The following is a 26,573-nucleotide window of genomic DNA, read 5'->3' as shown; positions in this document are numbered from 1 at the left end:
GGTGGATGAGCCCAGATTAGCGCTAGTGGCGGCTACTAGGGAGATCTGTCCAGTTGGTGCGATTTCTCCTGAGGTTGCGGTTGGTCGGCGGGTCGGACGCGGCGCAGGCGCACCGGCAGGGTCGCCAGCAACAGCAGGCTGAGCAGCACGTAGGTGTTCTGCAACACGAAATCCACCGGGTCGTGCGTACGGACCGCTCCCGCGCCCCATTCCTGGAACGTCACCACGCCGTAGACGACCACGGCGGTGGTGACCAGCGCGAGCCCCGCCAACCACCGACGCCTCCGTGCCTCGTCCGGGCGGTGGGCACCCAACGCCGCGTCCGCGAGCAGCACCACCGCCGGCACGAACCAGTAGATGTGGTGGGTCCAGGTGATCGGGCTGACCAGCGAACCCACCAACCCGGTCAACGTCAGGCCCGTCAACAGGTCACCGGCGCGAGCCGCGCGGGCGGCCCGCCACAGGCCGTAGGCGGCGACCACGGCGACCACCAGCAGCCAGAGCAACCGGTCCGGCTTCTCCGGTGCGGTGAACCGGCTGAGCAGGCCGAACAGCGACTGGTTGCCGACGTAGTCGGTGCGTCCCACCCGGTCGTTGTCCCACAGCTCCTGGGTCCAGAACCGCCACGAGTCGCCCGGAGCGATCGCCGCCGCGAGCAGGGTCGCCGCCGCGGCGGTAGCGCTCGCCACCGCGGCGGCCCGCCACCGTCGGGTGGCCAGCAGGTACACGATGAAGATGCCGGGAAAGAGCTTGAGTGCCGTCGCCAGCCCCACGCCGACCCCGGCCCAACGCCGCGCCTGCGGTACGGCGAACAGCAGGTCGGCCAGGATCAGCACGACCAGCAGCATGTTGATCTGCCCGAAGGTGATCGTCTCGCGGGTGCTCTCCACGGCCAGCACCAGCAGCACGGCCACGGTCAGCGTGAACGCCCGGGGCAGGTCGTGCCGGGCGATGACCGGCATCACCAGCCAGCGGGTGGTCAACACCACGGCCAGCACGGTGAGCACCGTGAAGATCGCCACGGTGGCACCGAGCCGCAACAGGCCGAACGGCCACAGCAGCAACGCGCTGAAGGGTGGGTAGGTGAAGTACAACTCGCCCTGCACCCGGTCGGGTTGGACGTAGTCGTAGAGCGGGTGGCCGACACGCCACCAGTCGACCGCCGACATGTAGATCTTGAGGTCGAGGAATTTGTGGTTCAGGCCCGGCAGGTAGAGCGCTGGCAGCACGGCGATGAGGGCCACCACCGTGACCAGGCGACGGACCGTACGGCCGCCGGGGTCGTCGTCCGTGACGGCGGGCGGTGCTACGGGATCGGCTGGCACCCCGAAACCCTAGCGGTCTGGTCCGCCGAGAGCGCGCAGCCGCGGGGCGTGGGCTGCGCGTAGGCTGTGCCGGTGGCTGATCTTCTTGTCTGGATCGACTGTGAGATGACCGGGCTGGACCTTGGCAGGGACAAACTGATCGAGGTTGCGGCACTGGTCACCGATCCCGATCTCAACGTGCTGGGTGACGGGGTCGACGTGGTGATCCACGCCGACGAGGTGGCGCTGGAGGGGATGCCGGAGATCGTCCAGACGATGCACGCCAAGTCCGGTCTCACCGAGGAGGTCCGCCGTTCGGCGGTCACCCTCACCGAGGCGGAGGACCTGGTCCTGGACTACGTCCGCACCTTCGTCAAAGATCCGCGGACGGCTCCGTTGTGCGGCAACTCGATCGCCACCGACCGGGGCTTCATCGCCCGCGACATGCCCCGCCTCGACGCCCACCTGCACTACCGGATGATCGACGTCTCGTCGATCAAGGAGCTGTGCCGGCGCTGGTACCCGCGCGTGTACTTCGGCCAGCCGCAGAAGGGCCTCGCGCACCGGGCGTTGGCCGACGTCCGGGAGAGCATCCGGGAGTTGGAGTACTACCGGCGTACGCTCTTCGTCCCGCTGCCGGGCCCGGACGTCGAGACCGCCAAGTCAATCGCCGCCGAACTCTGACCTACGCGTGGGCGGCCCCGGATACCCGCTGGACGGGGCCGGCCGCGGTGCGGCTATTATTGGTCCGCACCCCGCCCGGGGCGATCGACCGGGCGACGGCGGCATGGTGGCTGTAGCTCAGTTGGCAGAGCACCGGGTTGTGGTCCCGGTTGTCGGGGGTTCAATTCCCCTCAGTCACCCAGTTGGTTGTGCGACTCAGGCCCCCTCTTCGGAGGGGGCCTGAGTCGTTGTCGGAGACCTGGCTGTTGTCGAGGCCCGGTGGTCCCACTCGGCGGTCGAGGCCCGGTGGTCGAGGCTCGGCGGTCGAGGCCCGGTGGTCGAGGCCCGGTGGTCGAGGCCCGGTGGTCGAGGCTCGGCGGTCGAGGCCCGGTGGTCCACTCGGCTTTCAGGAAACCGGGGCATCCCGCTCAGCTGGATGCCCCGGTTTCCTGAATCTCGAGTTGATCTGGCGCGAACGGTCAGCGTGCCGCGCGTCAGGCGGTCGGCGTGGGCGACGGGGTGACCGCGCCGTCCGGGGCCGGGGTGGTGGCCGGGTCGGCCGGCGGCTCGTACGGGAGGGCGCTGCCCTTGACGTACTCGTCCCAGCTCATGATCCAGTCGGTCCAGCCGTTGTCGCCGTCCAGCTTGCGCTCGGTGCCCTTGACCGTGATCGGGTCGCCGACCTTCGTGTTGCTGAACAACCAGCCGCCGTTGGCCATCGACACGTTCACACAGCCGTGCGAGACGTTCACGCTGCCCTGCTGACCCTCGGACCAGGGCGCCGCGTGGATGAACTCCCCGCCCCAGGTGAGACGCTGCGCGAAGTCGATGTTGGTGCGGTAACCCTCCACCGGGCCCAACTCCTCCATCGTGTCGAAGACCGTCTTGCGCAGCTTCTCGATCACCACCATGGTGCCGCTCGACGACGGGGTGCTCTTCTTGCCCAGGCTGACCGGAATGGTCTTGATGACAGCGCCGTCGCGGGTCACCGTCATCCGCTTGGTCTTGTTGTCCACCGTCATGATCAGCGAAGGGCCGATCTTGACGTCCACCGCGAGGTCGGCGCGGCCGTACCAGCCCTCACCCATCGGCAGGCCGCCAGCCTGCACCCGGTAGGAGACCTTGCTGTTGGCCTTCCAGAACTCCTTCGGCCGGTACCGGACCTCGGTGGGGCTGACCCAGTGCCAGACGCCCTCCTGGGCCGGGGTCGAGGTCACCGTCATCCGGCGCTGGACGTCGTCGCGGTAGTCCTCCGGAATGGCCCGGCTGAACTTGACGATCAGCGGCATGGCGACGCCGACCACCTGGTTGTCGCCGAGGAAGCTGCTCACGCGTACCTGATTGCCGGGCTTGGCCATGGTGGTGAAGGTGCTGGTCGCGGTGGCCGGACGGCCATCGTCGCCGGTGGCGGTCACGGTCGCCGTGTAGCTCGTGCCGTACGCCAGGGCGCCGGCCGGCTGCCACGTCTTGCCATCCGCGGCTACCGTGCCCTCGACCGCCTTGCCGGCCGCGTCCTTGATGTCGACGGCGGTCTCCACGGCGTCCTTCGTGGTGAAGGTGACGCCGGTCGAGGCCGGCACGTCCTTGGCGTCGGCCGCCGGCTCGCTGATCGTCGCCGCGGCCTTCGGTGCCGGGGTCTCGCCACCCCCCTGCCACGAGGACGGCTTGCCGCCGTCGCCGCTGGTGCAGGCGGCGGTGCAGGCCAACGCCACGGCGAGGAAACCCGCCGCGAACACGCGACGTCGCCCACGGTGCCTGATCAGCTGATCCTGGCTAGCTCGCATGATTCCCTCACAGTCGTGGTCGCTGCCCCATCGTCTCCTACTGACGCGCCAGAGCCGGCCCGGGTTGCCGAGGGTGAACCGAAACACGCCGATTATTCTGCCGGTTTTTTGCTACTATCCGGCGTTTCGCGAGCGTAGCTCATTTCCGTGCGGGGCCGGTGGGGTCGCCGCGGCATCGTCGCCTCGCCGGAGTGCAAGAGTACGCGCCGGCCCCGCCAATGGCAGGGCCGGCGCGAGAGGACCGACAACGCTCAGAGCAGAGGGCCGGCCCCACCACTGGGTACGGGCAGCGCGCTGCCCTTGATGAACGCAGACCAGCCCAGGCTCCACGCCGTCCAGCCGTTGCCGGCGCCGATCTTGCGCTCGGTGCCCTTCACCGTGATCGGGTCGCCGATCCGCGTCTTCTCGAACAGCCACCGGGCGTTCACCGTCGACACGTTCACGCAGCCGTGCGAGACGTTCTGCCGCCCCTGCACGTGCTCCGACCAGGGCGCGGCGTGGATGTACTCGCCGCCCCAGGTGAGCCGCTGGGCGAACTGGATGTCGGTGACGTAGCGGTTGGCCGGGTCCGGATCGTCGCGGGTGTCGAAGGTCGTGGCCTCCTTCTTCTCCATCACGACCATCGTGCCGCTGGAGGACGGCGTGCTCTTCTTGCCCAGGCTCACCGGAATGGTGCGCACCAGCGCGCCGTTCTCGTACACAGTCATCTTCTTGCTGGCGTTGTCGACCTTCATCTGGAACGACCGGCCGATCTTGGCGGTGGCCTTACGGTCCATGTCGCCGTATCTGCCGTTGCTCAGCGGGATCCCGGCCAGGGCGATCCGCACCGTGAGGGTGGTGCCGGTCTTCCAGTACTCCGGGGCGCGGTAGTAGGCCTGCTCGCCGTTGTCGATCCAGTGCCAGGCCCCGGGCTGCGGCGGATCGGTGCGGACGAACATCCGCTTCTGCACCGCCGCCCGGTCCTTCTTCGGGATGCCCGGGTGGAACTCGGCGACCACCGGCATGGCCACCCCGTAGCTCTTGTCATCGAAGAGGTACAGGCCGGATCCGATTGTCGACTTCGGCTTGGCCATCGTGGTGAAGCTGCTGGTGCCCTGGCTGCTCGTGCCGTCGGCCGCGTTCGCCGTCACCGTGGCGGTGTATCGGGTGCCGAACTTCAGCGGGGCGGACGGCACCCAGGCGGAGCCGTCGGTGCGCAGCTTGCCCTCCACCGCGCCCCCGCCGTCCGCGGTCAGAGTGACCGCGGAAACCTTCCCGCCGTCCGGTAGCTTCGCGCTGATCTCGGTGCTCACCGGCCGGTTGTTCGCGCCGTTGGCCGGGCTCAGCGTGAGCGTCGGCGCGTCTGGCGCGCCCGGCGTGGCTGGTGTCGAGGGCGCGGACGAGCCAGGTGCGGCGCTCGCGTCCGCCGCCGCTCCACCGACGAATGTCGGCGTCTTCTGCTTGTCGCCGCACCCGGTCAGTGCCAGCGACGCCACCAGAGTCAGAGCGCCCACCACCGCCCCGGCTCGCGTGAACCGTGTCATCCCCACCTCTGTTCTCGCGTACCTGGCGGACATCGTGCCGCATCACCGCCCCAACCCACGCCCCCGTCCCGAGCACACCGGCCGGTTTGTGGCTTTTTGCCCGCAAAGCTCGACCGAAGGGGGGAGCCGGGTAACCGGATTGGAGCCCGGCTCGGGCGGGTGCTAATGTTTTCTCCGTTGCCGAATGAGCGCCGCTAGCTCAACTGGCAGAGCAGCGGACTCTTAATCCGCGGGTTCGGGGTTCGAGTCCCTGGCGGCGCACCAACGAGCAAGGCCCTGACCGGGGTTCATCCTGGGTCAGGGCCTTGTTGTATGTCTGCCGAAACTCCGCACCAGCACGCGTGCTCGGACACACAAGCGTCCGGGCGCGGCTCCGGTTCGCCGGGTCCGCTCGCGGTGTCGGCCAGCAGGCCCAGCTCGGCGACCATGTCGGTGTTGCCGAGTTGGGCCCAGAGCGCCTGGGCGTCGACGAAGGCCGGGCGGGCAGCGCCCGGGTCGACGTCGAGGTACGCCTTTCCGAGAGTCGTCAGCGCGGCCGCCTGGAACGAGTGCCATCCGCGGACCGCCCCGCCGGTGGTGCGGCGCGCTGTGCGACGGAGCGGCGGCGGAGACGCGCGGTTGCCCGCCCATCGGCGGACATCTATAGTTGCGCGGATCACGACAATCATGGCCGTGGTGGTTGCGGCCGGTTCGTCGAAGCGCTTCGACGATCCGTCGTTCAGGCCCGTCAGCCGGGTGTCGAGCCTGGCCACGCCGGTCGGGGCGTCCGCTGGGCGTCTGTCGTACGACCTGAGGAGAAGCAAATGAGGAACAAGCGCCTTCGGCGCGGGATCGCCGTGCTCGCGCTCGTCCTACTGGCTCTACCGGCCGTTCCCGGCACCGCCCTCGCCGAACCTACCTACCCGTTCCGCGACCCACACCTGCCGGTGCAGGCCCGGGTCGACGACCTGCTCGGCCGGCTCACCCTGGACGAGAAGATCTCCTGGCTGCACCAGTACCAGCCAGCCGTTCCCCGGCTGGACATCGGCCTGTTCAAGACCGGCACCGAGGCCCTGCACGGGGTGGCCTGGTCGACCGACATCGACAACAACGGCGCTGTCGTCAAGGCCCGCGGCACGACATTCCCGCAGCCGGTGGGCATGGCGAGCACCTGGAACACCGACCTGATCAACCGGGTCGGCTCCGCCGTCGGCGACGAGGCGCGCGGCCATCACGCGCAGAACCCCCGGGTGTGGGGTCTCAACCTCTGGGCGCCGGTGGTCAACCTGCTGCGTGACCCCCGCTGGGGCCGCAACGAGGAGGGCTACTCCGAGGACCCGCTGCTCACCGCCGAGATGTCCACCGCCTACGGCTCGGGGATGACCGGCGGCGACCCGGACCACCTGAAGAGCGCCCCGACCCTGAAGCACTACCTGGCCTACAACAACGAGATCCGGCGCGACGTGACCTCGTCGAACGTGCCGCCTCGGGTGCTCAACGAGTACGAACGCGCCGCGTTCCAGCCAGCCATCGCCGCCGACGCGGCGACCGGCGTGATGGCCGCGTACAACCTGATCAACGGACGGCCCGCCACCGTCGATCCGGACCTGGCCACCGTGGTCCGCGGCTGGACGGACCAGCCGCTGATGAACGTCACCGACGCCTGGGCGCCGAACAACCTCGTCGCCTCCCAGGGCTACTACGCCACCCAGCCCGAGGCGAACGCCGCGATCGTCAAGGCCGGCCTCAACAGCTTCATCACCGACGACACGAACGCCCAACCGACGGTGACAGCCATCAAGCAGGCCCTCGCGACCGGCCTGCTGAGCGAGGCCGACATCGACGCGCGGATCCGGGAGATCCTGAACGTGCGGTTCCGGTTGGGAGAGTTCGACCCGGGCGGTGGCCGTTACGGCGGCATCACCCCGGACGTCATCAACAGTCCGAAACACCAACGGCTGGCCCGACAGGCGGCCGGCGAGGCGATGGTGCTGCTGAAGAACTCCCGGCAGGCACTTCCGCTGGATCCGGCCCGCACCCGCAAGGTGGCCGTGCTCGGTCCGCTGGCCGACACCCTCTATACCGACTGGTACGGCGGCGACCTGCCGTACCAGGTGACCGCGCTCGACGGGATCCGCGAGCGGCTGGGTAACTCCGCGAGTGTCAGCGGGCTCGACGGGGCGGACCGGATCGCCCTGAAGGACGCGGCGACCGGCAGGTACGTCACGGCCACCGGCACCACCGACGCCGACCCGGTCGCCGCCACCGGTGCCACGGCGACGCCCGAAGCACAGTTCGACGTGGTGGACTGGGGTCAGGACGTGGTGACGCTGCGCAACGCCGCGAACGGCCGATACCTCGGCTACAACTGGGGGCCGTTCATCACCCGCGACGAGCAGCCGAACGGCTGGTACGTCCAGCAGCAGTTCAAGCTGGAGCCGCAGGACGACGGCACCGTGGTGCTGCGCTACGTCGGCTACGAGACCAAGGAGAGCTGGTTCGCCCCCGAGAAGTACGTCACGGTCGGCGACGACGGCGCGCTCAAGCTCGGCGCATCCACCCCCGCCGCGGCGACCCACTTCAGCCGCGAGGTGATCAGCAGCGGAATCGACCGGGCGGTGGCGGCGGCCAGGACGGCCGACACCGCCGTACTGGTCGTGGGCAGCAACCCGTTCATCAACGGACGCGAGGCGCACGACCGCACCTCCACGGCCCTGAGCGCCGGCCAGGAGGCACTGGTCAAGGCCGTCGTCAGGGCCAACCCGCGTACGGTTCTGGTGCTCCAGACCAGCTACCCGGTCACCCTGAACTGGGAGCAGGAGCACGTCCCGGCGATCGTGTGGACCACCCACGCGGGCGCCGAGACCGGGCACGCCGTGGCCGACGTCCTGTTCGGCGACCGCAACCCGTCCGGCCGGCTCACCCAGACCTGGTACCGCTCGGACGGGCAACTGCCACCGGACCTGCTGGAGTACGACATCATCTCGTCCGGGCAGACCTACCTGTACAGCACCGCGAAGCCGCTCTACCCGTTCGGCCACGGGCTGTCGTACTCCCGGTTCCGCTACGGCCAGGCGCGTACCGGCGACCGGCCGGTCGCAGCCGACGGCACCATCACGGTGAGCGTCGACGTGACAAACACCGGCAGCCAGGCCGGGTCCGAGGTGGTCCAGCTCTACACCCACCAGCGCGCCTCGCGGGTCAAGACCCCGATCCGTCAGCTCAGGGCATTCCAGCGGGTGGAACTGTCCCCCGGGCAGACCCGGACCGTGACGCTGCGGCTGCCCGCCGCCGACCTGGCGCACTGGGACGTCACCCGCAGCCGGTGGGTGGTCGAATCGTCCACCTACGACCTCATGGTGGGGGCGTCCGCCGAGGACATCCGGGCCCGCACCGCGGTGCGGGTGCGCGGTGAGACGGTCCCGGCCCGGGACCTGTCCCGGCCGACCCGGGCGGAGAACTTCGACGGGTACGCGGGGGTCCGGCTGGTCGACGAGACGAAGGCCCAGGGCACGGCCGTCGGCGCCACCGCGCCGGGCCAGTGGATCTCGTTCGCCGGTTCCGCCCTGCGTCCGGGCGCCCACACCCTCACGGCCAAGGTCGCCCGGGCCGGCGCGGACGCCGGCACGATCCAGGTTCGCCTGGGCTCGCCCACCGGCCGGCTGCTCGGCACGGCCACCGTGCCCAGCACCGGCGACGACTACCGGTACGTCAACGTCAGCGCCGAGTTGGCCCGCGCCGCCGGCACTCACGACGTGTACCTGGTGTTCGACTCCCCGCTACGGCTGGCCGAGTTCTCCCTCAGGTGACCGGCACCCGGGCCGGGACGATCGTTGTCCCGGCCCGGGTCGGCACGCTCCGGGCCTTCGGCTCGGAGCTGGTCGCCGTCAGTGGCGCATGGGCCGGGGGTTGCCGGGCCGGCCGGCCCGTCGCGGTGTTAACGTCTCATCCCGTTGCCGAACGAGCGCCGCTAGCTCAACTGGCAGAGCAGCGGACTCTTAATCCGCGGGTTCGGGGTTCGAGTCCCTGGCGGCGCACCAACGAGCATGGCCCTGAACTGGTGTTCAACGTCGGTCCGGGGCCTTTTTGGTACGTCGGCTTGCCTGGTCGGTCGCGAGGGCCGGACCGCGGGTTCGTCGGTGCCGCGGCCGTCCCCCACGAAGACCCGGCGGCACCGCGAAACCGGACAGGTCGAGCGGTCCGGGCTGGTACAGCCCGAAAGCAGGTGGAGTATGGACAGTGCCGCGCCGCGTCGAGCCGATGCCTCGCGGAGCTCGTGGTGGCGCCCACCCGACTGCTGCTCACCGGGCTGCTGGCCGCGCGGCGGTGCTGGTGCGCGGCGGTTCTGCTGCGTCCGGTTCCCCGCTAAGGTTGTCCACAATCTCACATGGAAAGGCGGACTCCTCTTCAATGGACACCATTCTCCTCACCGACGCCAGCCGCATTATCGCCGGGGCCGCGCTCCTGACCATCGTCACCATCGAGATGGGTGGAATACTCATGACCCGGATCGCGCGCGGCGCGGTGGAGATGACCCCGTTCCAGAAATCCTTCGCCCGCGCCGGCCACGGCCATGCCGGTGTGCTCGTGACATTGAGCCTGATCTGCCTCGTGCTGGCCGACCTCGGCAATGTCGACGGTGCTGCCGGCTGGATAGCCCGGATCTGCATCCCCTCGTCCGCGGCGGTGATGTCGGCCGGCTTCTTCGCCGCCTCGGCCGGGCGTGACCGCACCACCCCCAACCGGTTCATCCTGGTGCTCTACGTGGGCGCGGCGTTGCTCGCCGTCGGGGTGGCGACCCTGGGCATCGCCCTGCTCGCCGCCTGACCACGCACCCGTCGACATGCCGGCACCCCCCCGCCGGGGGGTGCCGGCATTCGTCGTCTACCGGGGCCGGCCCTGTCCGAAAGCGGAAACGCCGCTGGCGCCGAGCGCTACGGCGAGGTCAGGAGCTGCCCCGTGCAGTCGGGATCCCGCACCACTGCCGATCTCTGCCGGGGGCCGTATCGGCCCGGTCCGGCGCAGCCTTTCGCGGTACCCGGGCCGGGCCCCACCATGTCCGCCGCACCTGGCCGGGAACGGTCAGGCCCCGAACAGACACCTCGATGACCTTTCCTCGCCTGCGTGCGTGCGCTCTATTGGATTCATGACCGGAGGCGTCGCCGGGATTAGTCCAAAGAATGAGCGACGACACGCGATCGGGGAAACAAGGTGCGGAAGTTTATCTCGGTCGGCCTCCTCGGCATCATGTCGATTTCCCCCACGGTGGCCACCGTGGATGTGCAGGCCCAACTGTCCACCTCGCCCGACAGCGCCTGCGCCTCCTCTCTGGGGATCGCCGATGTCATTCGGGGGAATCAGTCCCACATTGGAATGCTGATCAATTGTCCTGATCGGACCCTCGCCTTACCCCGGAAGTCGTGGCAATCCCCGAGCCGGGTGCGGCACACCGCGGTCGCCGCCCACCCCACGCTGCCCGACGCGGAGGGACTGAAAGCGGGCCGCGTGGTGGTCTTCGACGACGAGGTGGCGATCATCCCCGCTGGGCACGAGGGTCAGGTCGGCGCCGCCGTCCTGCACGAGCCACGGCTGATCGCTTTCTCGTGCGGCTCTTCGAGCACCTGTGGGGGCGGGCCAACCACACCCTCCGCGACAACTGAGACAGTGGGACCCTGTGCTCGCTGAACCCATTGGCAGCCCGGACACGATTTTCGGCTCCGGCAAGAGCAGCATCGCCCGTGAGTTACGACGCCGGCACGGTCGGGGCTGCGCCCTGGTCGAACAGGACTACCTGCGCCGCATCGTGCCCGTAGAGCAGCTCAGCCCGGCTAGCGGTGTGGCCGTTGCGGCGCGGCGTTCGCCGACTCGAGTGGCCAGACAGCCCGTCGACTGCGGCGGCAAGGAGCTCGCCCTGCCGCGCCCGCTCGAGCACGGCCTCAGCCGACAGGGCGTAACCACCTCGCTTGGCTGAGGGATTAGTTCAGCCTGCTTGGCCGTGTGCGCCTGCGGCCTGGCTGCCTGCGGTCGGGGTCGCCGGACGCCGTCTGAGCCGGCGCGCTGGGCAGGGTCGAGGTCGATGGATCACCACGTTGGCCGGCATTCGGGACGGCAACCACCCTACGCTTGACATGACCCGTCAAGCGCTTGACGATTGATGTCAAGCGAATGGGAGGTCGAGGTGTCATCAGCGAATGAGGACCTTGTCGTACAGCTCATCAGGTTGATCGATGTTCGGCTGCTCGACCCGTTGGAGATCCTGGTCGACGGTGACCCGGCGATCGACTCGCTGCGGGCCGTCGTGAAGGACCGGGCACACTCCTGGGCCGCCACCATGGTCGGTGGTGACGAGCAGGCCGCCTACGGCGTCATCGTCCGGGCGATCTCGACGCTCTATCCCGGCGATGCCCCGTTCCATCCGCCCCTCGACTGGTGGCGCACCCCGCTCGGCCAGGTCGTCGCGCGACGGGTGGGCCACCCCACCGCCGAATCGGTGTCGTACGCGGTGGCCGGCGCCATGCTCGGCATCACCCGCCAGGGAGTCCACGACCTGGCCGCCCGCGGCAAGCTCGCCCGCCATCCCGAGGGCGGTGTGCGGTCCGCCGCCGTCCGCGACCGACTACTCCGGGAAGGAACCCGACATGCTTGATTCCCTCCTCAGCTCAGGCGGCGTGCCGATCGCCTACCGCGACTTCGGTGGACCGGGACCCTCGCTGTTGCTACTGCACGGTGCGGGTGGCAACCTTGCCCAGCTGACGACGCTGGCCGAGGAGTTGCGGCAGGCGTACCGGGTGGTCAGCGTCGACCTGCGCGGCCACGGCCGGTCCGGCGACGGCCCGTGGCGGTGGGACGAGGTGCTGGACGACCTGGCCGCCGTCGCCGATGGCCTCGGTCTCGACCGCCCCGCGGTGGTCGGGGTTTCCCTCGGTGGGATGCTGGCCGCCCTCTGGGCGCAGCGTCACCCGGAGTGCCCCGGTGTCGTCAGCCTGGACGGAAATCCTCCGCCGAGCCGCCCGGAGCACCTTGCCGGGATGGACCCGGGGCAGGCGGCGCCGGCGCTCGCCAAGCTGCGGGCTGTCTTCGACGGGATGGCCGCGATGCTTGCCGAGCCACTCGCCGCCGAACAGTTGGCCGCGGCGCTGGCCGGGCAGCGGGCGATGGCCCTGCGGTACGGCGCCGATCCGGCGGACTGGGTGGCCGCCTTCGAACGGAACCTCGTGCCGTGCGACGACGGCCGTTACCGGCTGCGCCCCGATCCGACGGTGACCGGACAGTTGCGGGAGGCGATGGAGTCCCTCGACCTGGTCCCCGCCTACCGGGATGCCCGGTGCCCCCTGCTGCTCGTCCTCGCCACCGAGGACCTACCCGAGCAGGAACCGTTCCACGAGGTGTACGTGGCCTACCGTCGGGCCACCCTGGAACGGCTCGCCACTGTGGATGGCCCACACCTGCGGGTGCTGCCGTTGGCCGGCGCCAGCCACGCGATGGTCGCCGAACGCCCGGCGGAGCTCGCCACCATCGTCAGCGACTTCCTGCACGCGGCAGCTCACGGCTGAGCCGGCAGACTCGGCCGTCGTCCGGGAGGCCGCAGGGGCGCGGATTCATCGGACGATGCCAGTAGGGCGTGGGGCGGAGGTCGGGTGTTCTGCCCGGTACGAGCACCTTTGCGCATTGACCACTCTTAATTGACTGTTGCAGTCGTCACACGTTCGACATACAGTCCGGGGGAGAGCTTCGTAGCGATTGGAAAAAGAGTGCGGTCGGGCAACAGCACCCCTCCGTCAGTCCTTAGTGGCGTCGCTGTTCCGTGCTCGTCGCTCGATACCCACATTCGGCATCCCGTCGACGGCAAGTGAAAGGAACAGCACGTGAAATCAGCAATTTCCACCGCTCGAACGTCATTGTTGGCGCTCGCGGTGATCGTCTCGGCCGCAGTGCCGGCCGTGCTGACGAATCAGCTGCCGGCCGCGGCCGCGGTCCAGGCGACCTACTATGTCGCCCCGGACGGCAACGACGCCAACGCGGGGACGATCGAATCCCCATTCAAGACGCTGCAACGCGCGCGGGATGTCGTCCGCACGGTGAACACGAACATGACCGGTGACATCAACGTGTTGCTGCGTGGTGGGAGTTATCCGATCAGCAGCACCGTCGAATTCGGCACGAGTGACTCGGGCACCAACGGATTCCGGATCAGCTACGGCGCCTACCCGGGTGAGAAGCCGGTCCTCGACGGCGGCGTCCAGGTGACCGGGTGGACCCAGCACAGCGGCAACATCTGGAAGGCGCCGCTGGACCGCGCCAACAAGCTGCGTGCGCTCTACGTCAACGACAAGCGTGCCGTCATGGCGACGAAGACGATCGGCTCCGGGGGCTGTTACGGGACGTACACCATCACGGCCAACCAGGCCGCGTGGGCCTGGGAGTCGGGGTCGCAGTGCGACGGCGCCAAATACAGCCTGAGTGACTTCCCGGCCGTTCCCCGCAACCAGGACGACATCGAGATCGAGACGGGGACGACCTGGACCACGGCCATCGTGGGCGTCCGCCAGGTGACCACGAGTTCCGACGGCGCGAACCGGGTCGCCCTGTTCCAGCAGCCGGGTGCGGCGATCGCCCAGGGCTCGTTCAACGGCAACGCCCAGGTGGGTGGCACCCACAAGCTCATGAACGCGTACGAGTTCCTGGACGCACCGGGCGAGTTCTACTTCGACAAGGGCACCAAGACGGTCTATTACTACAAGGCCAGCGCCGACAACATGTCGACCGCGACTGTCTACGCGCCGAACAACGTCACCAACCTGCTGCGCGTCGCCGGCACCTCGACCAGCAGCCACGCGCGCAACATCACGTTCTCCGGGCTGACGGTGCAGCACTCCGACTGGAACCTGTTCAACGTCGCCGGCTCGTCCTTCAAGCAGGCGCAGCAGGGCAACCTCGGTGCCCAGGTGTACGCCAAGGGCAACTTCCACGTCTACTACTACCGGAACGTGGACGTGACGCCCGGCATCATCCAGATCCAGAACGCCGACGGGATCCTGCTGCAACGCAACCGGATCCAGCACACCGGCGCCGACGGAATCAACATGATCAACGACGTGCAGGGCACGCAGTTGATCGGCAACCAGACGAACGACATCGCCGGCTCCGCGATCACCGTGGGCCATCCGCAGCACGTCTACATCGGAGACGGCACGTCGACCAACCGCGAGAAGTTCTCCGCGCAGGTCGAGGGGCTGCCGAAGAACATCGACATCAAGAACAACTACCTCTACGACAGTGCCGTCCTGTTCAACGGGCACAGCCCCATCTCGGCGTACTTCGCCGACACCCTCACCATCCAGCGCAACCGGATCGAGAAGACCCCGTGGTCGGGTATCACGATGGGCTGGGGCTGGTGGAACTTCGACGGATCATCGGGCTCGATCGTGCCCAACCGACCCACCACGACGGCCCGAAACAACAACATCAGCTACAACCACATCATCGACACGGTGCAGCGTCTCAGTGACACGGCCCCGATCTACACGCTCGGCAGTCAGCCGGGGACGATGATCACCAACAACTACCTCCAGGGCGTGCCGTCGGGCCACAAGTACGGCCTCCACCCGGACGAGGGATCGGCGTTCATCACCTTCCGTGACAACGTCCTGAGCATCGACAAGAACGTCACCTGGATGATCAACTCTGACGACTTCGGCCGGAAGCACGATCTGAGCATCACGCAGATCTACGGCCCGATCAACAAGGTCTCGAACAAGAACCTGCCGAACAGCACGGTCGCCGACATCCTCGTCTCCTCCGACTATGTCTGGCCCGCGGCGGCGTACAGCATCGCCGCGAACTCCGGCCTGGAGGACGCGTACCGGGACGTGGTGCCGGCGAGCACCTTCTCCGCGCCGAACTACGTGCTGCCGGCCAGCACGTTCGTCACCAGTGCCACGGCGTCGATCCCGATCCGCAGCACCGGCGACGCCACCAGGTCGGTCTGGCTGGCGCCGTCCGGCACGACCACCTTCACCGCCGGGGCGACGATGACCAGGGCGGCCGGCAACGCCACGTCCATCGCCGTGCCGACGACCCAGGGTGAGTACCGGCTCTACGTCGTCGACGCACAGGGCAACCGGTCGGCCGAGTCCACCTTCATCGTCCGGCAACAGCAGGGCGGTGGCAGCGGTACGGGGGCCGGGCAACTCGTGGGCGGCCAGTCCGGCCGCTGCGTCGAGGTGCCCAACTCCTCGACCACCAACGGCACCCAGACGCAACTCTGGGACTGCTCCAGCGGCGCCAACCAGCGCTGGACCCAGACCGCCAGCAAGCAGTTGACCGTGTACGGCAACAAGTGTCTGGACGCGTCCGGGGCCGGCGCGGCCAACGGCACCGCGGTCATCATCTGGGACTGCCACGGCGGCACGAACCAGCAGTGGAACGTCAACAGCAACGGCACCATCACGAACGTCCAGTCCGGGCTCTGCCTCGATGCCAACGGCGCCGCCACCGCCAACGGCACCAAGGTGATCCTCTGGTCGTGCAACGGCGGCGCGAACCAGCGGTGGACGCTGCGTAGCTGACCAACCAGACCCCGGGGCCAGGCCGACACGGGCCTGGCCCCGGGCTATTTCTGGTATCCGTAGTTGTCGCAGGTCCGGCGGCCGAGGACGCAGTTCTTGGTGCGCTTGTTCATGGTGGCGACATCCCACATCACGAACGCGTCGCCGTGCATCGACGAGGCGCTCTTGCCCTCCTTGTCCGAGGAGAGGTAGTAGCCCGCCGGGGTGCCCTTCGCCGGGTACTGGATGTCGAAGGTGATCGCCGGGATCCGGACCGGATGGCTGGGCGGGCAGGCGTTGCCGCCGCCGTACGCCACATGGTCCTTGTGGTTGGGGCTGTCCAGGTGACTGCCGTCCCAGCAGTCGGGGAACTGCATCATGAAGTGCAGCGTCGCGTCCCCACCGCAGATGGGCCAGTTGCCGTTGGTGCTGCGGGCGACGCCGTCGAGGTCCCCCGGACCGTAGAAGGCGCAGTAGAACTGCCCGGTCGCGCCGCGCGGTGTCGGCTTCTTCTTCTTGGCGTCGCCGGAGATCATGCGCAGGCCGTTGGGCATCGGCATCTGGCCCGTCGAGTTCTTGGCGAGCGATCGGTAGTAGACCCGGAAGCCGGTGGTCTCGACCGGCTTGCCCGTCGCGTTGTCGTAGAGCGTGGGCACCCAGTAGGCGGAGTGGTCCTGTACCGGCTTGCAGGAGGTGGCCGTGAACTTCGTCAGATCGCCGGCGACGGTGCTCGCGTCGACGGCCTTGTTGCCGACGAAGGAGTGCATGTGTGAGGCGCCCGGTAGGCCCGGAGCGACAATCGGATCGTCCGGCAACCGGTGGCTGTACTGGCAGTCCGCGCGGAACTCCGGGAGGTTGCCCACACCGGTCGGGACCGGGTCGATCGACAACGCCTGGTACGCGTCGGCCTGCGCCCGCCAGGCTGCGCGGTCGACGGGAATCCAGCCGGTGGCGGGGATCGTCGGCGCGGCGGCGGTCGACGCGGTGCCGGCGGTCGACGGGGTAGCGCTGGTTGATGGGGCTGCGCTGGTCGACGGGGACGTGGACACGGTCGGCGACGCGGAGTCCGGCGTTGCCGCGCCGGACTGCGGCTGCCCGGCCGACGGCGACGGGTACTGCTGGGCGTTGGCCGCGTTCGACGGCTCGGGCGTCACTCCGCCGTTGCCCAGGTACACGCCCCCGGCCGCGACGACGAGTAGGACCGCCGCCCCTGCGGCCATGCCGAGCTTGTTGCGGGCCGGCCAACCCGGAGGGCGATGCCGTGACGGCGGTGGGCTTTCGTACGACACCTGTCACTCCCAACGAGCCGACATGCGGCTGACCCGAACGGCCACGGCTGCCGAATGGTAGGTGCCCACCGCCCGTACTCGACACTTTCTTAAACTTTCCTTAAAATGCGCGGACCCCTTTGTCCACACAGGTCGGTGCGTCGTTCCTGGCCACGGACGCGGCGCAGTCGGATGTCGGGGATTACCCTTCCCGCCGGTGAGATGTATCGCTTTCCCGATCGGTCGAACGTGAAGGTTGCCTCGGGCTACCGTGTCCCCGGTTCAACTGATCATCGTGAGCGGTCGACACCCCGACCGACCTCACGTGAACCGGGTTGCACACCCGAAGGAGGTTCCATGGCACGCACCCGCATGGTTGGGGCGCTCGCCGCTGTCCTCGTCCTACCGGCTCTCACCGTCGTGACCGCGACGTCGCCGGCGTCGGCGGAAGCCGTCGCGCCGAAGGTCGCCCCGCGGAGTGACATGCGTGAGCTCACCCGGAAGGACTTCACGCTGGACGGCCGGCCGATCGAGACGCCCTCGCGGTACCAGCCGCGTACGGGCGCGCGGAAGCAGGCGCAGTCGGTCGAGACGCCGGCGGTCGGCACGGTCCGTCAGTGGCTCGGCCTCGACGATGTCCAGGGCTCGGTCTACCGCAAGGACTACACACTGCGGGCGGTCGGTGAGCACATCGAGGTCTGGGTCGCCAACGACCTGGCGTTCCCGGCCGGTGACTGCCGGATGCAGGTGCCGTCGTCGACGCAGATCACCGACGCGCAGGTGAAGCACCTGGTCGACGAGTTCGACACGAACATGTACCCGAAGGAGACGAACGCCTTCAGCACCCCGCCGGAGCGGGACGGCAGCAACGCCCAGATCGGGCCGGACGCCAACGGCAACGGCGGGGTCTACACCGGCGCCGGCAACAAGACCGTCACGCTCGTGGACAACGTGCGGGACGACAACTACTACACGTTCCCGGCCGCGCCGACGTACATCGCCGGGTTCTTCTCCGCACAGTTCAACGAGCTGCTCGACCGCAACGTGATGACCGTCGACGCGTTCGACTGGCTGCACCGCATGACGGCGAACCCGCCGGACGAGCCGACCACCGATCTGTGCACCAGCCGGGGCGCCCGGCCGAACAGCTACGAGGGCACGTTCGCGCACGAGTGGCAGCACCTCGCGCACTACTACGCGGACCCCTTCGAGGGTAACTGGATCAACGAGGGCCTCTCCGACTTCGCCATGTCGTTGACCGGGTACAGCGACTCGAAGGCCACGGTCTTCGATCGGGGCGCCGACAGTCACCTCTACTGCTACCAGGGGTTCGGCACGGTCCAGACGCCGTACAACACCAACCCGCGCGACTGCGGTGGGCCGGAGAACTCCCTCACCCTCTGGGACGAGAGCCCCAACCCGAACGCGGTCCTCGCCGACTACGGCAGCGCGTACTCGTTGATGCTGTTCCTCTACGACCGCTACGGCGCCGACTTCATGTCCCGGCTGCACCGCGACGGTGCCCGGCAGGGCCTCGCGAGCCTGGACGCCGAGCTGGAGACGGTTGGGGTCCACGACGTCTACCAGGTCATCCACGACTTCCAGTCGATGACGCTGCTCGACAAGCTCGTCGGCGAGTCGAAGTTCGGCGTCACCCTCGGCATCGCCAGGAGCCGGGTCACCACGCCGAGCCTGCGCTCCACGGTCAACCTGGCCAGCACCGCGGCCAACGGCACGCCGGGGGCCGCCCCGAACGGCGCCGACTACGTGCAACTGGGCACGGCCAAGGGCAAGGTGCTCAGCGGTCGCGACCTGCGGTCGGTCAAGTTCCAGGGTGCGAAGACCCTGCCCGCGCTCCCGCTGTCGTGGACGACCACCACCCAGGACCCGGACCGGCCGGGCAACACGGTGCTCTTCTCCGGCAACGCCAACAGCCTCGACTCGACGGCGGTCGCCTCCGTCGCCGTGCCGACCGCCGACCCGACGCTGCGGTTCCAGGCCAAGTACGGCGCGGAACTCGGCTACGACTACGGCTACGTCACCGTGTCGACGGACGGCGGCACCACGTACACGGCGATCCCCGGTGACAAGACTGTCGACGGGCCGCGCGGTCCGGCGCTCAACGGCACGACGAGCGGCTTCGAGGCGCGCTCGTACGACCTGTCCACGTACGCCGGGAAGACCGTGCTGCTCGGCTTCGAGTACGTCAGCGATGGTGGCACCAACGAGGGCGGCCTGCTGCTCGACGACATCACCGTCGGCGGTAGGACGCTCAGCGACGGCACCAGCCTGGCGCCGTTCGACTCGCCGACCGAGATCCGTCCGAACCCGGTCAAGAACTGGAACCTGCGGCTCGTCGGCATCGACGAGAAGCACTCGATCGCCTGGCAGTTCGAGTCCAACGGCCGCTCCGAGGTCACGATCGGCGAGCTTCAGCTGGCCGTGCTGGACGCCTTCCCGAAGGTCGTCGCCGTGGTGGCGTACGACGAGCCGACCGAACAGGTGCGGCAGTACGCGCCGTACCAGCTCACCGTGAACGGTGTGGTGCAGCCCGGGGGTAGCAGCTCACTGAGCTGATCTCTGCCCAGGTCGCGGGGCACCCGCCGTCGAGGTCGACGGTGGGTGCCCCGCCCGCTCTGGCCGGGTCGGCGGGACCGGAAATTCTCGGTCGGAGAGGTGCTGGCGGACAGCGTGCGGGTAATGCGGGGTGATGAAGTCGACCTGGAAGCCCCACGAGAAGCACGGCGGGCTGTCGAGCAAGGACAAGCGCGAGCTGCCGGAGACCGTCTTCGCGTTCCCCCGTGAGCGCAAGGAACCGATGACCGACGCCGGTCACGTCCGCAACGCCATCGCCCGGTTCGATCAGGTGCAGGAAGTCACCGACGAGGATCGGGACCTGGCCTTCCAGAACATCCTCGCCGCGGCCAAGCACTACGGTGTCGAGGTCGCCGAGACCAACTGGCGTCAGCTCGGCAAGCTCCCGCACACACCGAACCCCGCCCACTGACGGCACACTGGCACGATTCGGCGGGTAGTTCCGCCGTCGGCGGGTAAGCGGCGCGCGTGCCCGCAGAGGAGGAGCCGGCAGCCCACCTCGACCCGGAGTCGAGCGGGGCGTCCCGAACGGTGGCCGGCCTTCGCGAACGGGTGCGCCACGCCCTACGTACCCGTGCCTGGCGGTTCCGCCTCTTCGGTCTGCTCGCCGTGCAGGCCGGCGTCGCGGCGTCGCTCGCCTGGTTCGTGGGGTATCAGTTCCTGGACAATCCGGCCCCGGTCCTCGCGCCCACCACGGCGGTTGGCATCGTGGCCGCCTCGATGGGGTCACGCCTGCGACGCACCGTCGAGCTGCTGGTCGGGGTGATCCTGGGCCTCGCCGTCGGTGACGCGCTCATGCCGCTGTTCGGCATCGGCGCCTGGCAGACCGGTGTGGTCGTGGTGCTGGCGATCATCGTGGCCGTGTTGCTCAAGGGCGGTGGATCCCTGCTCACCCAGGCCGGTGGCACCGCGGTGCTCATCGCCACCCTGGAACCGCCCGTGCGTGACCTGTCCGTCCCCCGCTTCGTCGACGCCGCCGTCGGTGGACTGGTCGGGTTGGGGGTCGGGTTGTTGTTGGTGCCGATCCACCCCCAGCGGACAGTCCGCCGGCTGGCCGAACCGATCCTCGATCCGGCCACCGCCACCATGCACGACCTGGCCGCGGCGCTGCGCCGCCGGGATCTTGGCGAGGCCCAGCGGTGTCTGGACGCACTGCGGGACCTGAACCCCCGACTTAACTCGCTCGACGACGGGCTGAACGCCGCGCAGGAAGTGGTGCGGCTGGCGCCACTGCGCTGGCGTGATCGCGCATCGCTGGCCTTCTACACGCAGGCCGTCCGGCATCTGGAGCGCAGTCTGCACGGCTGCCGGAGCATCGCGAGGCGGCTCACGAAAGCCCTGCGGGACGGGGAGCCGATACCGGAGGAGTTTCCGGCGGCCATCGATCTTTTGGCCGCCAGCGTGCAGACCCTGAGATGCGCCATTCGAGCGCGTGACGAGCCGCGAGAGGCGCGCCAGCAGATCCTGAGGGCCGTGGAGTTGGTCGGCCGGGCGCAGGGGGCGATCGTGTCGGATCCCACCCGCCCGCACACCCACCGGATGGGCTACTCGGGCATGGTCGCCGCGGGGGAGTTTCGCATGACCGCACACGACCTACTCATCGCCAGCGGATTGGACATCGACCAAGCCGCGGCGTTGGTGCGGCGGACGGTGGACCGGGAGGAATGGAATTGAGCCGCCCGGTCACCCCTCCGCCGCCACTACTCCGGCAGTCGCGACACCTCCCGAGGCGGCACCCTCGCGCGGTTTCCAAAGCCGCGTCGGGAGGGTCGAGCACGTCCATTCAGCTGCCCTTGAGCGAGGCCAGGATCTCCTCGTAGTGCGGGTTCCTCATGACACCCAGCACGTTGCCGAACGGGTCGACGACCGCCGCGGTGATGAACCCCTCGTCGCCGTGCGGGGTGATCGGCTGGTACTCCTTGGCACCCAACGCCAGCAGTCGCTCCACGGTGGCGTCGAGGTCGTCGACGTACCAGTGCATGACCACGCCGCCGGGCCCCGTCGCGGCCCCGGGCGGCGCGAACTTGCGGTCGATGATGCCCAGCTCCGCCTGGTAGTCGCCGATCCGGAACTCCGTGTAGGCCGGGCGGCCGTCCGGCCCGGGGCGCATGAAGTACGCCTCGACGCCGAGGAAGTCGGCGTACCAGGCGGTGGCCGCCTCCACGTCGTCGGCCCAGATGTTGAGTGTGGCGAATCCTCGCAGGCTCATCAGGTTTCCTTCCGTCGATGTCGTTGTACCCGACGCTATCGGCGATTGCGGAAGGTTTGCTTCCGCAATGATCGGCGCATTGGGAGAAGTCGCGTGTAGCCCGCCGTTTCCCGGGTAGTCGCCGCCGTTGGCATCAGGAACGGCGGGGGACAGCGTGGATGCGAGGTATCCGGCGATCGAGGCGCACGGCCTGATCGGTGACCTGCAGACCGCCGCGCTGATCAGCGCAGATGGCGCCGTGGACTGGTTCTGCGCGCCCCGTTTCGACTCACCGAGCGTCTTCGGGGCGCTGCTCGACCACGACAGGGGTGGCCATTTCCGGCTCACGCCGGACGGCGTCGACTACACGAGCAAGCAGCTCTACCTGCCCGGTACGCCGATCCTGATCACCCGCTTCCACAGCGCCGACGGCGTGGGGGAGCTGTTGGACTTCATGCCCGTCACCGGCGAACGTGCCACCGACCGGCACCGGTTGATCCGGCTGGTGCGGATGGTCCGGGGGAGCATGCGGTTCCGCTTCGACTGCCGTCCTCGGTTCAACTACGGGCGCGATTCGTACGAGCTTGAGGTGCACCCCGAGGGTGACGTGTTCCGGAGCCCGACCCTGGACGTCACCCTCGCCGCGTTCAGCGACTCGGAACGGCAACTCGACGCGCGGGGAATCCGGCGCGACGGGGACGGGGTTTCCGCGTCGTTCACCCTGCACGCGGGTGACATCGGCGGGGTCGTCCTGGAGACCGCCTGTCCGCACGCGCCCCGCTCGATGAGCACCGAGGAGGCGTGCGACCTGCTCGCCGAGACCCGCGACTACTGGCGACGGTGGGTGGGCGGCTCCCGGTACAAGGGTCGCTGGCGGGAGGTGGTCGAGCGGTCGGCGATGACGCTCAAGTTGATGACGTACGCGCCGACCGGCGCCCTGGTCGCCGCACCGACCGCCGGGCTGCCGGAACAGCTCGGTGGGCAGCGGAACTGGGACTACCGCTACACCTGGATCCGGGACGCATCCTTCTCCGTTCACGCGCTGCTGCGCCTGGGCTTCACCGACGAGGCCCAGAAGTATCTGTTCTGGCTGACCGAGCGCATCCGCGAGGCCCGGGACGGCGACCTGCCCCTTCAGGTCATGTACCGGATCGATGGTTCACCTGACCTCTCCGAGGAGGTGTTAAGTCACCTGGAGGGATACCGGGGCTCGGCGCCGGTGCGGATCGGCAACGGCGCGGCCGGCCAACTGCAACTCGACATCTACGGCGCGGCGCTGCTCTCGTTGGAGCTCGCGGATCGCAACGGGCTGATCGCGCCGCACGAGGGGTGGCGGAAGACGGCAGGTTTGGTGGACTGGCTCTGCGAGAACTGGAACCAGCCCGAGGACGGCATCTGGGAGACCCGGTCCGGCCGGCAGGACTTCACCTACGGGCGGGTGCTGTCCTGGGTCGCGCTCGACCGTGCCATCCGCATCGCGCACCGCCGGGGGCGCCCCGGCAACACCGCCCGCTGGGCAACCGAACGGGACGCCATCTACGAGCAGGTCATGACCCGCGGCTTCAACCGGGAGCGTCGCGCGTTCGTGCAGCACTACGGGTCCGACATTCTGGACGCCTCGCTCCTGGCGATGCCCGGGCTGGACATCATCTCGCCGACCGACCCGATGTGGGAGTCGACGTTGCGGGCGATGGACGCCGAACTGGCCTCCGACAGCCTGGTCTACCGCTACGACCCGAAGGCCTCGCCGGACGGCCTCGCCGGCACCGAGGGCACCTTCAACATGTGCACCTTCTGGTACGTACAGGCCCTCGCCCAGGCTGGTCGGCTCGACGACGCCCGGTTGACGTTCGAGAAGATGCTCACCTACGCCAGCCCGTTGGGCCTCTACTCCGAGGAGATCGCCCCGAGCGGTGAGCAGATCGGCAACTTTCCGCAGGCGTACAGCCACCTCTCGCTGATCAGCACGGCTACCCACCTCGACGACCTGCTCGACAGGGAGCAGTGCTGATCCGCCCGGTCAGAACAGCGTCAACGGTTCGAGAGGGATCGGCTCAGGCAGCGGCTCCAACTCGGGTACGCGTGCGCGTACCTCGTCGTGGAACCGGCGGGCGAGCACGGGCGCGTCGGCGTTGTCCGGGGTGTGCAGGAACATCGTCGGCGAGCGCCCCTCCCACAGCCAGGCGACGGTGACGGTGACGCAGCGCTGCCACCCCTCGACCGTGCGGGTCGGGTCGTCCCGGCCCAGGTAGCGGACGACCGGCCGGTCGGTCAGCGCGAGCGAGCGGAGCGGCAGGCGGGGCTTCTTGGTCCAGGCTTCCCGTTCGGCGTCGCTGCTGGGTGGGCTCGCGAAGAAGGCTGTCGTGTCGAAGGGGATCCACTCGGCGGATACGACGGCGAGGGTCGCCTCCAGCAGCCGGGCCGCGGCGGCGTCGGTGAAGAACGCGGGGTGGCGGACCTCCACCGCGTAGCGGTGCGACGGCGGGAGTTGACCCAGGAAGCGGCGCAGGGTCGGGACGTCGGCGGGGGCGAACGAGCCGGGCAGCTGGATCCAGAGGGCGTGTACGCGCGGGCCGAGCGGCTCGATCGCGTCCAGGAAGGCGCGCAGCGGTTCGCCGACGGCGGTGAGCCGGCGTTCGTGGGTGATGACCTTCGGAAGCTTGAGGACGAACCGGAAGCCGGGGTCCGTCTGCGCCGCCCACGACACCACCGTGTCCCGGGCCGGGGTGGCGTAGAACGTCGTGTTGCCCTCCACGGCGTCACACCAGCTGGCGTAGTGCCGCAGGCGTTCCGCGGGTGGTAGCTGGTGTCCCGGCCACGACCGGTGGCTCCACATCGCGCACCCCACGTGCAGACGCATGCCCGCCCTTCCCGTGCGTCGACCGGAGCCCACCGTATCGGGGGCGCCGCGCCCGCCACCCGCCGGACATCGTCAACTCAGGGTTGACGCAGCAGGATCGTCAACTTAAGGTTGACGCATGACAGATCCTCTCCAGATGAGCAACACCGTCAAACTCGACGACCTGATCCAGGCCATCAAGAGGGCACACACCGACGCGCTCGACCAGCTCACCGACGCGGTCATCGCCGGCGACCACCTCGGCGAGGTCGCCGACCACCTGATCGGGCACTTCGTCGACCAGGCTCGCCGCTCGGGCGCCTCCTGGACCGACATCGGCCGCAGCATGGGCGTCACCAAGCAGGCCGCCCAGAAGCGCTTCGTGCCGAAGGCCACCGACGGGTCGCCCCTCGACCCGAACGAATCCTTCAGCCGGTTCACCCCGCGGGCCCGCAACGTGGTGGTGTCCTCCCAGGAGGAGGCCCGCGCCAGCGCAAGCCCCGAGATCCGCCCCGAGCACCTGGTGCTGGGCCTGCTTGCCGAGCCGGAAGGGCTGGCCGCCAAGGTCATGGCCGGCCGGGGCGCCACTGCCGAGGTGGTGCGGGAGAAGGTCGCCGCCCTCCTCCCGCCGCCCGCCGAGCAGGTCCCGGACCTCATCCCGTACGACGCGCGCGGCCGGAAGGCATTGGAGTTGACCTTCCGGGAGGCGCTGCGCCTCGGGCACAACTACATCGGCACCGAACACATCCTGCTGGCCCTGCTGGAGCAGGAGGACGGCACCGGTGTGCTCACCGATCTCGGCCTGACGAAGGCGACTGTCGAGGTCGACCTGGCTGCCGCGCTCGCCGCCTTCGCGGCACCGAAGTGAGGCCCTCGGGTCAGGGCGCGTCGGGGAAGCCGTAACGCAGGGCGTGCTCCGGATCGGTCGGGTCGATCTGGCGCACGCCCGCGTCGGCGAGGCGCTTGTTGACCTCGTCGAGCTGCTCGCGCACCAGTCGGGCCTCCTCCTCGGTGACCCGGCCCCGGTGCGGCTTGCCGGCGTGCTCGAGCGTGCTGTAGTCGATTTTCTCGGCGCCCTTGCGGGCCTTCGGTGGGCGGACCCGCTCGGCCGTCCGCAACAGTTGCGCCATCGGCACGTCGGTGGCCAGCGCGTCGAACTCGCTGGCCGTCAACACCACCCGACGCGGCTCGCCTCCGCCGTGCCGGTCGTGGATCTCCACCACCGCCACGTCCAGGGCGGCGTCGTCGATGTTCTCCACCTCGCCCGGGGTGGCGTCCAAGCGCACGGGCCCGGCGACCAGGTCCGGGTGCTCCAGCACGACGACGCGGACCACCTCGTCGTCCTGCTGCAGAACCGTGCCGGTGAAGTCGGAGACGTGGATCGTCTTCTTGCCCATGCGCGGAGCTTCTCCTGTCGTGGGCCGGATGGCGGACCACAAGAAATTACCCGACAGGTGTGCGAAAGCCCTCGCTGGACCTCCCCGGTGTGTCGCCCCGGTCGAACGTCAGAGGCTGCCCTCGGGTGCCACCCACTCGGTGGGTTGGCCGGTGACAGCGGCGATGCGGTCGTGGTCGGTGTTGTAGGCAGGCGTGGTGCGTCAGTGGGTGTTCAGGCGGTGCCGACCGAAGCTGCCAACGGGCAGCTTGTTCAATCCGGCCCACGACAGGGCTCCGCCGCCGATCGTCCGGGGTTTCCGGTAGCGCGGCTGGGAAGGACTGCTTCTGATGGCTTCCGCCGCCTGCCAGAGTCGCTCGGGGTCCTGCTGGTAGTGGTCGCTCGGCTGAATCGGCATGCGTTCACCGTCCCAAAGAAAGGTGTCCAGCTAAGAAAATGCATATGACGGTCGATCGCCCTGCCTGATCATCGTGCCCCGCCCGGCCCT

General features: G+C 69.0%; 21 protein-coding genes, 3 tRNA genes and 1 pseudogene. 16 read left to right on the top strand and 9 right to left on the bottom strand.

Annotation, left to right across the window (positions count from 1 at the left end):
• Positions 1-35 precede the first annotated feature (35 nt).
• Positions 36-1,325, bottom strand: coding sequence for a glycosyltransferase family 87 protein (locus ACFYPM_RS26495; RefSeq protein WP_387202200.1), 1,290 nt, complete (start codon positions 1,323-1,325; stop codon positions 36-38).
• Positions 1,326-1,391: 66 nt separating this feature from the next.
• Here ACFYPM_RS26495 and orn point away from each other — a divergent pair, with 66 nt between their 5' ends.
• Positions 1,392-1,988: an oligoribonuclease gene (gene orn / locus ACFYPM_RS26490; RefSeq protein WP_387202197.1), complete on the top strand. Its 597-nt coding sequence runs from the start codon at positions 1,392-1,394 to the stop codon at positions 1,986-1,988.
• A gap of 106 nt (positions 1,989-2,094) precedes the next feature.
• Positions 2,095-2,167 (top strand) — tRNA-His (locus tag ACFYPM_RS26485).
• A gap of 294 nt (positions 2,168-2,461) precedes the next feature.
• On the opposite strand, the gene ACFYPM_RS26480 is transcribed toward ACFYPM_RS26485, so the two are convergent.
• Both ACFYPM_RS26480 and ACFYPM_RS26475 read right to left on the bottom strand, forming a co-directional pair.
• Positions 2,462-3,751: an Ig-like domain-containing protein gene (locus ACFYPM_RS26480; protein WP_387202269.1), complete on the bottom strand. Its 1,290-nt coding sequence runs from the start codon at positions 3,749-3,751 to the stop codon at positions 2,462-2,464.
• A 251-nt stretch (positions 3,752-4,002) separates the two neighbouring features.
• The gene (locus ACFYPM_RS26475) at positions 4,003-5,274 is read right to left on the bottom strand and encodes an Ig-like domain-containing protein (RefSeq protein ID WP_387202194.1); all 1,272 of its coding nucleotides are present in this window, start codon (positions 5,272-5,274) and stop codon (positions 4,003-4,005) included.
• 188 nt (positions 5,275-5,462) lie between these two features.
• Here ACFYPM_RS26475 and ACFYPM_RS26470 point away from each other — a divergent pair.
• Positions 5,463-5,538: transfer RNA gene (locus ACFYPM_RS26470), tRNA-Lys, on the top strand.
• A gap of 23 nt (positions 5,539-5,561) precedes the next feature.
• Here ACFYPM_RS26470 and ACFYPM_RS26465 read toward each other — a convergent pair.
• Complete coding sequence (locus ACFYPM_RS26465) at positions 5,562-5,942, bottom strand: hypothetical protein (RefSeq protein WP_387202192.1); 381 nt, start codon at positions 5,940-5,942, stop codon at positions 5,562-5,564.
• A 135-nt stretch (positions 5,943-6,077) separates the two neighbouring features.
• On the opposite strand from ACFYPM_RS26465, the gene ACFYPM_RS26460 reads away from it, so the two are divergent.
• The 8 genes and pseudogenes from ACFYPM_RS26460 to ACFYPM_RS26425 all read left to right on the top strand — a co-directional run bounded on the left by ACFYPM_RS26460 (position 6,078) and on the right by ACFYPM_RS26425 (position 15,821).
• Positions 6,078-9,062: a glycoside hydrolase family 3 C-terminal domain-containing protein gene (locus tag ACFYPM_RS26460; protein WP_387202189.1), complete on the top strand. Its 2,985-nt coding sequence runs from the start codon at positions 6,078-6,080 to the stop codon at positions 9,060-9,062.
• Between the two features lie 155 nt (positions 9,063-9,217).
• Positions 9,218-9,293: transfer RNA gene (locus ACFYPM_RS26455), tRNA-Lys, on the top strand.
• A 370-nt stretch (positions 9,294-9,663) separates the two neighbouring features.
• Positions 9,664-10,080: a hypothetical protein gene (locus tag ACFYPM_RS26450; RefSeq protein WP_387202186.1), complete on the top strand. Its 417-nt coding sequence runs from the start codon at positions 9,664-9,666 to the stop codon at positions 10,078-10,080.
• Between the two features lie 384 nt (positions 10,081-10,464).
• On the top strand, positions 10,465-10,938 hold the full coding sequence (locus tag ACFYPM_RS26445) for a hypothetical protein (protein ID WP_387202183.1): 474 nt from the start codon (positions 10,465-10,467) through the stop codon (positions 10,936-10,938).
• Positions 10,928-11,128 (top strand): annotated as a pseudogene (locus ACFYPM_RS26440) (kinase); the annotation flags it as partial. The gene ACFYPM_RS26445 and the pseudogene ACFYPM_RS26440, both read left to right, overlap by 11 nt.
• A gap of 303 nt (positions 11,129-11,431) precedes the next feature.
• Positions 11,432-11,899, top strand: a complete 468-nt coding sequence (locus ACFYPM_RS26435) for a hypothetical protein (protein WP_387202180.1) — start codon at positions 11,432-11,434, stop codon at positions 11,897-11,899.
• Positions 11,892-12,806 carry an alpha/beta fold hydrolase gene (locus ACFYPM_RS26430; protein WP_387202177.1) on the top strand — a complete coding sequence of 305 codons (915 nt, stop codon included), beginning with the start codon at positions 11,892-11,894 and terminating at the stop codon, positions 12,804-12,806. The genes ACFYPM_RS26435 and ACFYPM_RS26430 overlap by 8 nt, the downstream gene beginning before the upstream one ends.
• Before the next feature lie 312 nt (positions 12,807-13,118).
• A complete protein-coding gene (locus ACFYPM_RS26425) occupies positions 13,119-15,821 on the top strand; it encodes an RICIN domain-containing protein (protein WP_387202174.1) in 2,703 nt (900 codons plus the stop codon).
• A gap of 44 nt (positions 15,822-15,865) precedes the next feature.
• Here the strand turns inward: ACFYPM_RS26425 and ACFYPM_RS26420 are convergent, their stop codons facing one another.
• On the bottom strand, positions 15,866-17,089 hold the full coding sequence (locus ACFYPM_RS26420; RefSeq protein WP_387202171.1) for a DUF1996 domain-containing protein: 1,224 nt from the start codon (positions 17,087-17,089) through the stop codon (positions 15,866-15,868).
• Positions 17,090-17,425: 336 nt separating this feature from the next.
• Here ACFYPM_RS26420 and ACFYPM_RS26415 point away from each other — a divergent pair, with 336 nt between their 5' ends.
• From ACFYPM_RS26415 to ACFYPM_RS26405, 3 genes are all read left to right on the top strand, one after another.
• Positions 17,426-19,645, top strand: coding sequence for a peptidase M6 immune inhibitor A (locus ACFYPM_RS26415; protein ID WP_387202168.1), 2,220 nt, complete (start codon positions 17,426-17,428; stop codon positions 19,643-19,645).
• A 133-nt stretch (positions 19,646-19,778) separates the two neighbouring features.
• Positions 19,779-20,075 (top strand): DUF6582 domain-containing protein, encoded by a 297-nt coding sequence (locus ACFYPM_RS26410; RefSeq protein WP_387202165.1) that lies wholly within the window; start codon positions 19,779-19,781, stop codon positions 20,073-20,075.
• Between the two features lie 56 nt (positions 20,076-20,131).
• Positions 20,132-21,337, top strand: a complete 1,206-nt coding sequence (locus tag ACFYPM_RS26405; RefSeq protein WP_387202162.1) for an aromatic acid exporter family protein — start codon at positions 20,132-20,134, stop codon at positions 21,335-21,337.
• 109 nt (positions 21,338-21,446) lie between these two features.
• Here the strand turns inward: ACFYPM_RS26405 and ACFYPM_RS26400 are convergent, their stop codons facing one another.
• Positions 21,447-21,872 (bottom strand): VOC family protein, encoded by a 426-nt coding sequence (locus ACFYPM_RS26400; RefSeq protein ID WP_387202159.1) that lies wholly within the window; start codon positions 21,870-21,872, stop codon positions 21,447-21,449.
• A 154-nt stretch (positions 21,873-22,026) separates the two neighbouring features.
• On the opposite strand from ACFYPM_RS26400, the gene ACFYPM_RS26395 reads away from it, so the two are divergent.
• On the top strand, positions 22,027-23,862 hold the full coding sequence (locus ACFYPM_RS26395; protein ID WP_387202156.1) for a glycoside hydrolase family 15 protein: 1,836 nt from the start codon (positions 22,027-22,029) through the stop codon (positions 23,860-23,862).
• A gap of 9 nt (positions 23,863-23,871) precedes the next feature.
• Here the strand turns inward: ACFYPM_RS26395 and ACFYPM_RS26390 are convergent, their stop codons facing one another.
• A complete protein-coding gene (locus tag ACFYPM_RS26390) occupies positions 23,872-24,687 on the bottom strand; it encodes a DUF72 domain-containing protein (protein WP_387202265.1) in 816 nt (271 codons plus the stop codon).
• 142 nt (positions 24,688-24,829) lie between these two features.
• On the opposite strand from ACFYPM_RS26390, the gene ACFYPM_RS26385 reads away from it, so the two are divergent.
• Positions 24,830-25,558 carry a Clp protease N-terminal domain-containing protein gene (locus ACFYPM_RS26385; RefSeq protein ID WP_387202153.1) on the top strand — a complete coding sequence of 243 codons (729 nt, stop codon included), beginning with the start codon at positions 24,830-24,832 and terminating at the stop codon, positions 25,556-25,558.
• Positions 25,559-25,568: 10 nt separating this feature from the next.
• Here the strand turns inward: ACFYPM_RS26385 and ACFYPM_RS26380 are convergent, their stop codons facing one another.
• Together ACFYPM_RS26380 and ACFYPM_RS26375 are read right to left on the bottom strand one after the other, a co-directional pair.
• Positions 25,569-26,087, bottom strand: coding sequence for a hypothetical protein (locus ACFYPM_RS26380; RefSeq protein ID WP_387202151.1), 519 nt, complete (start codon positions 26,085-26,087; stop codon positions 25,569-25,571).
• A gap of 201 nt (positions 26,088-26,288) precedes the next feature.
• On the bottom strand, positions 26,289-26,483 hold the full coding sequence (locus ACFYPM_RS26375; protein WP_387202148.1) for a DNA repair protein: 195 nt from the start codon (positions 26,481-26,483) through the stop codon (positions 26,289-26,291).
• Positions 26,484-26,573: the final 90 nt, after the last annotated feature.

It is taken from the genome of Micromonospora sp. NPDC005203 (assembly GCF_042872705.1).
GTDB lineage: Bacteria > Actinomycetota > Actinomycetes > Mycobacteriales > Micromonosporaceae > Micromonospora.
This window is presented reverse-complemented; position numbering and strand designations above follow the sequence as displayed.